The sequence below is a fragment of the Streptomyces sp. NPDC006544 genome (assembly GCF_040611715.1).
Lineage (GTDB): Bacteria > Actinomycetota > Actinomycetes > Streptomycetales > Streptomycetaceae > Streptomyces.
Genome location: NZ_JBEXOV010000089.1, coordinates 20,034 through 30,187 on the forward strand (window position 1 = coordinate 20,034; position 10,154 = coordinate 30,187).

6 protein-coding genes are annotated in these 10,154 nt (G+C 73.6%); all 6 read right to left on the bottom strand.

Going from position 1 to position 10,154, the window contains the following annotated elements:
- Nucleotides 1-71 precede the first annotated feature (71 nt).
- The 6 genes from ABZY44_RS30105 to ABZY44_RS30130 all read right to left on the bottom strand — a co-directional run bounded on the left by ABZY44_RS30105 (nucleotide 72) and on the right by ABZY44_RS30130 (nucleotide 9,755).
- Nucleotides 72-1,592: a citrate:proton symporter gene (locus ABZY44_RS30105; protein WP_356659297.1), complete on the bottom strand. Its 1,521-nt coding sequence runs from the start codon at nucleotides 1,590-1,592 to the stop codon at nucleotides 72-74.
- 73 nt (nucleotides 1,593-1,665) lie between these two features.
- A complete protein-coding gene (locus ABZY44_RS30110; protein ID WP_356659299.1) occupies nucleotides 1,666-3,987 on the bottom strand; it encodes a molybdopterin oxidoreductase family protein in 2,322 nt (773 codons plus the stop codon).
- Between the two features lie 209 nt (nucleotides 3,988-4,196).
- Nucleotides 4,197-4,817, bottom strand: a complete 621-nt coding sequence (locus ABZY44_RS30115) for a TetR/AcrR family transcriptional regulator (protein ID WP_356659303.1) — start codon at nucleotides 4,815-4,817, stop codon at nucleotides 4,197-4,199.
- Nucleotides 4,818-4,877: 60 nt separating this feature from the next.
- Nucleotides 4,878-6,173 carry a hypothetical protein gene (locus ABZY44_RS30120; RefSeq protein WP_356659305.1) on the bottom strand — a complete coding sequence of 432 codons (1,296 nt, stop codon included), beginning with the start codon at nucleotides 6,171-6,173 and terminating at the stop codon, nucleotides 4,878-4,880.
- A gap of 490 nt (nucleotides 6,174-6,663) precedes the next feature.
- The gene (locus tag ABZY44_RS30125; RefSeq protein WP_356659307.1) at nucleotides 6,664-7,476 is read right to left on the bottom strand and encodes a cupredoxin domain-containing protein; all 813 of its coding nucleotides are present in this window, start codon (nucleotides 7,474-7,476) and stop codon (nucleotides 6,664-6,666) included.
- Nucleotides 7,477-7,577: 101 nt separating this feature from the next.
- Complete coding sequence (locus tag ABZY44_RS30130) at nucleotides 7,578-9,755, bottom strand: right-handed parallel beta-helix repeat-containing protein (protein ID WP_356659301.1); 2,178 nt, start codon at nucleotides 9,753-9,755, stop codon at nucleotides 7,578-7,580.
- Between the last annotated feature and the right edge of the window lie 399 nt (nucleotides 9,756-10,154).

A 10,154-nucleotide genomic window follows, 5' to 3' on the forward strand; every position in this document is an offset into this window, starting at 1 on the left:
CGGGCGGGGTCAGATGATGCCGAAAAGCATCCCTGCCCCGAGCACCACGAGGGAGGTCAGAGCCGCCCATTTCACGGTGAACCGGGTGTGGTCGCCGAACTCGACCTTGGCCATGCCGACGAGGACGTAGACGGCGGAACCAGCGGGCTCGACATGTGGAGGGCCTGCCCGACCAGGGAGGCGCGGGCGATCTCGAGCGGGGAGACCCCGTGGGCGGCGCCGGCCTCGGCGAGGACCGGCAGGACGCCGAAGTAGAAGCCGTCGTTCGACATGAAGTAGGTGAGCGGCAGGCTGAGCAGGCCGGTGACCAGCGCCATGTGCGGGCCCATGCCCTCGGGGATGGCTCCGACGAGCCAGTCGGCCATGTGCTTGACCATGCCGGTACCGGTGAGGACGCCGGTGAAGACGGCGGCCGCGAAGACCATGCCGGCGACGTTCAGGACATTGTCGGCATGGGCGGCGATGCGCGCCTTCTGGTCCGGCATGTGGGGGAAGTTGACGGTGAGGGCGAGGGCGGCGCCGAGGAGGAAGAGCACCGGGATCGGGAGCAGCTCCATGATCATGGCGGCGAGCAGGGCCACGGTGAGGCCGGCATTGAACCAGTAGAGGCGGGGCCGCAGGGTCGCACGGCGCGGGTCGAGGCCCTGGAAACCGTCCTCGTCGGGGGCGGCCGGGGACCCGGCACCGGCGCCCGTACCGGGGACGGGGGTTGCGCCCGTGCCGGGGGCCGAGTGGGAGGTGGGGGTGGCGGAGGCGGGGGTGGCGGAGGCGGAGGCGGGGGTGGAGGCGGAGGCGGGGGTGGAGGCGGGGGCAGCAGCCGACAGGGCGGAAGTCGCGGCCGACACGGACGACGCAGACGGCGCTGCCGATGCGGACGAGGTACGGGAGGAGCCCCCGTCGGCCTGGCCCGTGCCGGCGGCGACCAGGACGTCACCGGTCTCGCCGGCGGCCGTCCGGGCGTCAGAGGGGAGCGACAGCAGACCGAGGCGGCGACGCTCCTTGAGGCCGAGGGCGTAGGAGAGGACGAGGACGAACACCAGGCCCGCCGCGAGGGCGGGGATCATCGGGACGAAGATGTCGGCGGCGTCGAGTTTGAGGGCGGTGGCGGCGCGGGCCGTGGGGCCGCCCCAGGGAAGGGTGTTCATGACGCCGTTGGCGGTGGCCGCGACCCCCGTCATCACCACGAGGCTCATGCCGAGCCGCTTGTAGAGCGGGTACATCGCCGAGACGGTGATCATGAAGGTGGTCGAGCCGTCGCCGTCGAGCGAGACGATGGCGGCGAGGACCGCGGTGCCGACCACGACGCGCATCGGGTCGGCCTTGCAGAAGCGCAGGATGCCGCGTACGACCGGGTCGAAGAGACCTACGTCGATCATCACACCGAAGTAGACGATGGCGAACATGAGCATGGCGGCGGTCGGCGCGAGCTTGCCGACCCCGTCGATGACGTAGCCGCCGAGCTGCGCGCCCTGTCCGGCGAACACGCAGAAGAGCGCGGGGATGAGGACGAGCGCCGCGATGGGCGACATTTTCTTCAGCATGATCAGGACCAGGAAGGTCGCGATCATGGCGAAGCCGAGGAAGGTCAGCATGGGGGGAACCTAGGTGCCGCCTCCCGCGGCCAACAAGACGTCCGCACGTGAGCAATACGAGCAAAACCCCAGCTCAGGGCAAGGGCGTCAGTTCGACGGGGAACCCGTTGAGCACGGCCGTGCCAGAGAGCGGGTCGAGCCGGGTGCCGTCGAGGAGCTGATTGACGTTGGCTCCGGGCGTGGCGGAAGCCACCGAGAGGCGGGTCCCAGAGCGGTCGTGGCCCCAGCCGTGCGGGAGGCTGACGACCCCGGTACGGACGGAGTCGGTGACCTCGACCGGAACCTCCAGGCTTCCGCCGTCGGCGGTGACACGGGCGAGGCCGCCGTCGGTCAGTCCGAGCCGGGCGGCGTCGTCAGGGTGGACGTGCAGGGTGCAGCGGTTGGAACCTCCCGTGAGCGCCGGGACGTTGTGCAGCCAGCTGTTGTTGGACCGCAGGTGGCGGCGGCCCACGAGCACCAGGGCGGCGGGCCGGTCGGCGAGGGCCGCGCGCAGTCTGGGGAGTTCGGCCGCGATCGGGTCCGGCAGCAGCTCGATCCTGCCGCTGCGCGTCTTGAGCACACCCGGGAGCCGGGGCCGCAGCGGGCCCAGGTCGATTCCGTGCGGGTGCGCGAGCAACCGCTCCAGGCCGAGGCCCGGGCTCCTGCCCCCGGCCCCGGCCCCGGCCCCGGCCTCAGCGCGGGCGCGCGCACGGGCGTCGATGTCCGTGCCGGCATCGGCGTCAGTGGCGGCGTCGGCGGGCACGCCGAAGCGGTCGCCGTACGGCCCGGTCCGGAGCATCAGGTCGAGCCGGCGCTCGGGGCCGGTGGCGCCGGTGAGGAGACCGGCGAGGCGGGCCGGGTCCTGCCCGTGGAGCGGGGAGTACGGGTCGGCGGTCTCCCGGGCGAGGGTGGTCCGGATCGCGAGGTCGTCCACGGCGGCCGGCTCGGCTCCGTGCATGCCGGAGACCGCGAGGACGAGCCGCGCGTGGATCTCGCACTCGTCCATCCGCCCCTCCTCCAGCGGGACGGCGGGGGGCGAGTAGCGGACCTGGTTGTGGACGGCGAAGCCGTTGAAGGAGAAGTCGAAGTGGGCACTTTGCGAGGGCGGCGGCGGGGGCAGGACGACGTGGGCGTGGCGTGAGGTCTCGTTGAGGTACGGGTCGACGCTGATCATGAAGTCGAGCCCGGCCAGGGCCGCGTCGAGCCGCCGGCCGTCGGGGGCGGACAGCACGGGGTTCGCCGCGATCGAGACGAGAACGCGGATCCGCCCCTCCCCCGGGGTCTCGATCTCCTCCGCCAGGGCGGCCATGGGGAGTTCGGCCTTGGCCTCGGGGTGTCCGCTGACCCTGCTGTGCCAGCGGCCGAGGCCGAAGCCCTTGCCGGGACCGGCCGGCCGGGGTGCGCGGTCGGTCGCGGAGAGCGGGAAGAGGGCTCCGCCCGGCCGGTCGAGGTTGCCGGTCAGGACGTTCAGTACGTCGACCAGCCAGCTGGCCGGCGTGCCGTACTCGACGGTGCTGCTGCCGATCCGTCCGTAGACGGCGGCGGTGGGCGCGGCCGCGAGAGCGCGGGCGAGGTCACGGATCTCTTCGGCCGGGAGGTCGCAGGCGGGGGCGACGGCCTCAGGAGTGAAACTGGCGAGCGCTCCCGAGAGTTCCCCGAATCCCTCGGTGCGTTCGGCGAGTTCCCCGAGAGCGGTCAGCTTCTCCGCGATCAGCGTGTGGGCGAGGGCGGCGAGCAGCAGCGCGTCACTGCCGGGGCGCGGCGCGAGGTGGCGGTCGGCGAGCTGGGCGGTGCGGGTGCGACGGGGGTCCACGACGACGAGGGTGCCGCCGCGGGCGCGCAGCGCCTTGAGCCGGCCGGGGAAGTCGGGGGCGGTGCACAGGGAGCCGTTGGACTCGAGCGGGTTGGCGCCGAGGAGGAGCAGGAAGTCGGTGCGGTCGAGGTCCGGGACCGGGATGGCGAAGGGGTCGCCGAAGAGCAGGCCGCTGGAGACGTGCTTGGGCATCTGGTCGAGGGTGCTGGCGGTGAAGAGGTTGCGGGTCCCGAGCGCCTTGAGGAGCAGCGGCGGGTAGAGCTGGCCGGCCATGGTGTGGACGTTCGGGTTGCCGAGGACGACTCCGACCGACTGGGCCCCGTACTCCCGCGCGAGGGCGGGTACGGCCGCTGCGACGGCCTCGAAGGCCTCCTCCCAGGTGGCCTCCTCGAGCCGCCCGCCGCGCCGGACCAGTGGGCTGCGGAGCCGGTCGGGGTCGGCGTCGAGGGCCCCGAAGGCGGCGCCCTTGGGGCAGATGAAGCCGCGACTGAACACGTCTTCGCGGTCACCCCGGGCGCCGGTGACTTTGCTGCCTTCGATGGTGAGGGTGAGGCCGCAAGTGGCCTCACAGAGGGGGCAGATGCGCAGGGCGGTGCGGGGCATGGGCCCTCCAGGGCGGCAGGCTGGGGCACGGGCGCGCGGCCGTTCGGCACGCGGGGGCACCGAGCATACCGACCGGTAGGGAGGCTGGGGAGGGGTCTGCGGCACCGAACGGCGCGGCCGGGCTTTCGCGCGTGCGGACCGGGACCGGCAGACCACGTTTCGCGCGTGCCGGGCACATGCGCGGGGCCGGGATCACGGGCCGCCCGGCGTCAGTCCAGGACGCGCGCGAGGTAGGCGTGCATCATCGCGCGGGTCTCGGCGACGATGTCGGGATCGCCCGCGGCGTCGCTGCGGAAGGCCAGCTTGATCAGGGCGTCGGTGGCCTCCACCGCGACCAGGACGGCCCGCTGCAGGGCGGCGTCCGGGGTGAGGGCCAGGTGGACGCCGAGGAGCTCGGTGAGCCGCACGGCGACGAGGTGGTTGGGGTCGGAGGCCGGCCCCTCGGGCGGTGGCGCCGGGACCCCGAAGTCGACGAGCGCAAAACCGGGGACGCTGCGTTTCATGGCGAGGTACTCGTCCAGCACCGCGTCCACGACCGGCCGCCACTCCGCCCCGGGGAGATCGGCGAGCCGCTGTTCGATGCCGTCGGCGTAGTGGTCGAGATTGCGGTGGGCGAGGGCGATGGCCATGGCCCGCTTGTTGCCGAAGAACCGGTAGACCGAGCCGATGGGCACGCCGGCGCGCAGGGCGACGGCCCGGGTGCTGAGGTTCTCGTACCCGGTCTCGTCGAGGAGTTCGGCGCAGGCGTCGAGGATCCGGGCGAGCCGGTCGGCGCTGCGCTGCTGGATCGGCGTACGGCGCAGGGGATGGGCTGGGGGCACGGGGTCCATCATGCCGCTCCTGGACGTCCGGTTCTGCGGCGGTGTCGGTCCGGGTCCTGGGCGGATGCCTCAGTTCAGCAGGAGGCTGAGTCCGCCGACCGTGTACGTGATCATCAGCGCGAGCATCGGCAGCTGTCCGGCGACGGCTCTGGCGGGCGGGAAGAGGCGTACGGAGCGGTCGTGCGCGGCGATCACGCCGAGCACGTGGCCGGTGACGACGGCGACGACCTGGAGGGCCGCGAGGCCGCCCGGATCCAGTGGCGACAAGGGTTCGGGGGCGTTGTCAGTGCCCAGTGCCATGATGACTGTGCGTGGTCCTTCGACTACCAGGAGGGAGAAGTAGTGGGCGACGAGATAGCCGAGGGCGATCGGCACGAGTGAGTGCGCGAAGGCGGTCAGCGGGCCGGGGTGCGGGCCGCAGACGAGACGGGTGACCGCCGCGCAGAGGCAGTAGAGGGCGGCGACGAGGGCGATGGAACCGAGGAGTCCGAGGGTGGCCGTGGAGGTGCGGCCGAGGGGGGAGGTCTGGATCGCGTTGATCCACGAGGGGTTGTCGGAGAAGCCGTCATAGGCGGTGGATCCGAGCAGGACGCAGACGGTGGCGACGAGGCCGGGCCGCTCGGGCGTCGCGTCGAGTCCGTGGAAGGGGTTACGGAGGACGAGGCGGCCGTCGCTGCGGCGGCCGAGGGGGGAGAGGGCGGCCAGGAGGGCGGAATACGCCTCGAAGGCGTCTCCGACGGCGAACCAGCGCTCGCCGAAGCGGGCGGCGAACAACAGCTGGACGGCGGCGTAGCCGGTCAAGGCGATCAGGAGGGCGGTGGTGGATGCGGGATCGGGAGAGACGAGTTCGAGCCAGGTGAAGGCGAACAGCCCGGCGGCCGCCGGCCATTGTCCGAGCCGGACGGGGAGGGGCCGGGCCACCGGGTGCCCGGGCCGGGAGAGCAGGCGGTGCACGGCACGGAGCGGGCTGAGGAGGCGCCAGGCGGGGCCGAAGAGGAGGGAGACGGGAACGAGGCCGACCCAGAGGAGTACGTAGACGGCGCCGGGAGCGGGGTTCCGGGCGGGGTCGTCGGGACCGAGGAGGAGGTACAGGAGGACGGCGAGGGCGGTCGCGAGGCCGAGCCCGCGCAGGGTGGTGCGGGTGGCCGGCGCGTCGGCCGCCCGCTGGAACCCCGCGGGCAGGGCGATGCCGGAGCGGTCGCCGCGGAAGCGGGAGGCGGACCAGAGGAGGGCGAGTGCGAGGAAGGAGACGAAGAGCGCGGTGAAGGCGCCGGCGAAGGCGTAGAAGGGAGAGACGGGCAGATCGTGCTGGGACCCGATGCCGTGCGCCAGCACGGTGAGCGGATCGGCCGGGTGTTGGACCACGCCCTGGCCGTAGCCGCCGCCGGACGGCACGGGCACGAGGGCCCCCGGCGCGGGCGCCACCGGCCACACCGATGGCGCCGCCGCCGTCGCCGCTACGGCCGGGGTCACCACGGGGCACCACCCGGGGCCGCAGCCCGGGCCGGAGGCACCAGCGGGCGTCGGGCCCGGTGGAGACCCGGGCCCGCATTCGGCTTCAGGCGCGAGGCCGGGTTCGGGCTCGGGCTCGGGTTCGGGTTCGGGTTCAGGCGCGAGCCTGGGCCCGGGCACACGTTCCGGTTCGGGCGCGGGTCCCGCCCCGGGCACAGGCCTGACTCCCGGCTCAGCCCCGGGCCCGGGATCGGACGCGAGCCCGGGCCCGGGCACCGACTCTCGGGTGGAGACGGGATCGGACGCGAAGCCCGAGCCGGGCCCGGGTCACGCGCCGGGCCACCGGCCGGGCCCATGGCCGGGCCCGGCCGGGTGGGCTTCGGCGGGTGTCGGTGCGGGGGCGTCACCGGACGAGGAGTTGGGTCAGGACGAGGTCGGACGCGTGGGTCTCGACCTCGAAGAGGCCCGTGCGGTCGGCCGTCAGGACCAGGGTGGCCTCCTGGCCTGCCGGCAGGGCGAGTTCCTTGTCGAAGCCGTGGACGTGCAGGGTGTCCGCGCGGTCGCTGGTGACGTGCAGGGCGACGCGTTCACCGCGCGCCACCTCGACGCGGCCCGGGGCGGGGGTGACCTTGCCGTCCCGGACGGTGATGGTGACCGTCCGGTCGGCCTGCGCCGCCTCCGGCGACGGCGACGTGGACGGCGGCGTGGAGGCGTGGGTGTGGCCGGTCTGGCCGGGGGTGGCGGTGAGCTGGAGGGTGCCCTCGACCGGTTTGCCGGAGACGGCCCAGGCGGTGTGGTCGTCCGCGTAGAGACGGACGGTCAGGGTGTGCGCGCCCTCGGGCACTTGCGCGGCCGGCAGGTGGAACCAAGGGCCGTACACGCGGGCCAGTTTGCGGCCGTCCAGTTCCAGGTGCGCGTGCCCGGCGCCCCGGAGGGCGGCGCCACCGGTGCTGTCGGGGGTGAACCGGAAGTTCTTCACCGCCAGCTGGAGGTTCCAGCCGTCCTCGGAGTCCGGCCGGGCGGTGAGCTGGACCTCCGGTGCGCCCTCGGCCGGGACCTCGCGGAGCCGGTGGCCGGCGCCGTCGTCGGTGGTGAGCAGGGTGCCCGCGTTCCCGGAGGCCTGTTCGTGGCTGGTGCCGGGCTTGTGGTGGGTGGTGGCCCTCCCGCCGCAGCCGGCCACCGCACCGCCGGCCAGGAGTAGGGCCAGGGCGAGCAGTGCGGCGGTCCGGACTGCCCGCCGGGGCCGGCGCGGCAGGCCGGTCGGGCCGCAGGCGTCGCAGCGGACCCGGCTCCCGGGTCGGTCGGTCTCGTAGACGGTCACGGTCGCTCCCCGCCGGCCGACCCGGCCTCCGGCTCCCTGGCGGACTCGGACTCGGACTCCGCGCCCGCGCCCGAGGACCGGTCCGGCCCCGCCGGGACGGGGACGCGGTCGCCCGCCTCGTCGCCGTCCGGCCCCGCCGGGCGGGCGGGCGCGGCGCCCCGCGGGCCCGGCCGGGCTGCGGCGATGACGGCCCACAGGGTCCAGAGCACAGCGGCGAGGGCCCGTATCCAGGCGGGGCTGAGGGGGATCCAGGGGATCATCAGGACGCCCTTGTCGAAGGCGTCGAGGAGGGTGAGCGCGGCGAGGAGCAGGGTGAGGCGGGCCAGCCAGGGGCGGTCCGGCCGCAGGGCGACGCCGATGCCGCCCCACCACAGGCCGAGGCAGAGCAGCGCCAGGGCGGGAACGAAGCCCGCGACCAGCCCCATGGTGGAACCGGCCACGTCCAGGACCAGCCCGACGAGGCCGAGGAGGGTGGCTGCCGTGGCCAGCCGGGAGGTGCGCAGGCGGCGCCACCACAGGAGGCCGCCGACCAGGAGCAGGACCGCGGCGACGGCGAGGGCGATCTGCGTCTCCACCCGCTGGAGGCCCCGGGCCCCGTACCAGTCGCAGCCGGACGGGAGTTTGCGGGCCTGGGCGCTGTAGTCGGCGCAAACGAGGAGTTGGGCGAGCTTGACCGGCTCGCCGGCCAGCCGGGCGGAGCCGCCGGAGAGGGAGCCGCGGCGCTCACCGCACTCCGGGAGCGTGCCCGGGGTGGAGCCGTCGGGCCCCTGCTGCCAGCAGTTGCCGCGGCCCTGGCCGTCCCACCACACGTCCATGCCGTTGGGGCGGGAGGCGCCGGACTTGTCCTTGCCGAGGATGTTGCCGGCGTAGCGGTTGTGGTGGGAGGTGTCCGTCTGCTTGGACCACTTCTCCTCGCCGCGGATGAAGGCCGGCACGGCCGAGAGGAAGAAGCCCGCGCGCTGGTGCCCGTACACCCAGTTGTTCTCGTAGAGGTTCCAGTTGCCGCCCGCGGTGATGATGCCGGTGCCGGGGGGCATGGAGATCTGCGGGCAGACCGTTCCCTGTTCGTAGCCGCGCTCGATCGGCGGCTTGGCGCAGGTGCCGTCGGCGACGAAGTGGTAGTAGTCGGCGTTGTTGTCGTGGATCAGGTTCCGCTCGAAGTGGGCGTGGTTCTGCGGGAGTCCGGGGTGTCCCGGGAAGGCGCTGTCCATCGAGGCGCCGCCCATGTTCTGGTCGAACTCGTTGTCGTGCACCCATACCGAGTCGCCCGCGGTGCCGGAGTAGCCGACCATGTTGTGGTGGCTGCGGCAGCCGGTGATCTCGATGGAGTAGCGGGGGACGTCGTAGCCGCGGCCGTCGTTGATGTCGGAGGCGCTTCCGGGGTAGATGCCGGAGTCCCCGTTGCCGTACGACTCGCAGTTCTTGTACAGGCCGTGGTCGCTGGCGAAGGTCAGGAAGCCGTACTCGTCGTTCCAGCGGGTCAGGACGTCGTCGATGACGAAGCCGTCGCCCGCGAGCACGTACAGCGAGTTGAAGGTCGTGCGCTGCGCGGTGAAGTTGCGGAAGTAGATGCCGTTGGACTTGTCGGCGCGGATGGCGTTCAGCTTCTGGTACTTGGCGTCGATGACCACGTCCTGCCGCGAGGCGCCGGTGCCCTCGATCTGCAGGTCGGTCTTGCCGAGGATGGCGACGAGGTTCTGGTTGTGGCGGCAGGCCACCTGCTGCTCGTAGGTCAGGATCTGGTAGCCGAGCGAGGAGTTGGGCGCCGTGAGCGAGGCGCACTCCCCCGTCGGCTTGGGCAGCGAGGGCTCCTCCTCGTAGAGGCCGGGGAGGATCGCGATGTTCATGCCCGGACGGTCGACGGCGTCGACGGCGGCCTGGAGGTCGCGGTAGCCGCTCGTCTCGCAGCGCTCGTAGAGGGCGAGGTTGCGCTGCTTGAGCGCGTCGGGGAAGGCGGATATCCGGCGCTCGAAGGCGGGCCGGTCCGTCTTGCAGACGACGAGGTCCGGCTCGCCCTCGCGGTACTGGGGCACCGAGCCGGTGCCGTCGGGCAGCTCGATGGGGCGCTCTTCGTGCGCGTTCGCGACGGGCGCGGCGGCGAAGAGGGACAGAAGGGCTAGGAGGGCGGCCAGGAGCGCCGCCGGTACAGCAGGGAACCTGCGGGTCCACGACATGCGCGTGAGAGTAGAGCATTGTTCATCTTTTGGGATCCCCTCCCGCGCGAAGCGGCTCGGCCGGAGCGGCTCGACGCCCCGAAGCCGCCGTCCGGGCCGTGACAACCCGTCCCATACCGGCCGTTCGCGCGGATCGGGAAGTCGAACCGACCGGACGAACCGCCGCGCGCCGTTCCGGGCGGCCGGATTCCCCTCGGCCCGCACCGGCGTCCGCTTCGTCGCGGCCCGTCCGGCGGCGCGCGCCACGGATGGCCGCGCGGGGCCTGCGGGGAGGGCGGGCCCTGGCGGGGCGGCAGCAGGGCCGCGGAGGCCGGCCCGTCCGTCCGGCCGGGGCGGCCAGGGCGACGTCGCCGTCACGGGCGAAGCCCCGGCACACCACGGCGGCGGGGCCGCGACGCC

Bases quoted from the DNA above. Each gene is read 5' to 3' on its own strand.
- ABZY44_RS30115 (WP_356659303.1), bottom strand. From the start codon at position 4,817: ATGGACCCCGTGCCCCCAGCCCATCCCCTGCGCCGTACGCCGATCCAG.
- ABZY44_RS30105 (WP_356659297.1), bottom strand. From the start codon at position 1,592: ATGCTGACCTTCCTCGGCTTCGCCATGATCGCGACCTTCCTGGTCCTG.
- ABZY44_RS30110 (WP_356659299.1), bottom strand. From the start codon at position 3,987: ATGCCCCGCACCGCCCTGCGCATCTGCCCCCTCTGTGAGGCCACTTGC.
- ABZY44_RS30130 (WP_356659301.1), bottom strand. From the start codon at position 9,755: ATGTCGTGGACCCGCAGGTTCCCTGCTGTACCGGCGGCGCTCCTGGCC.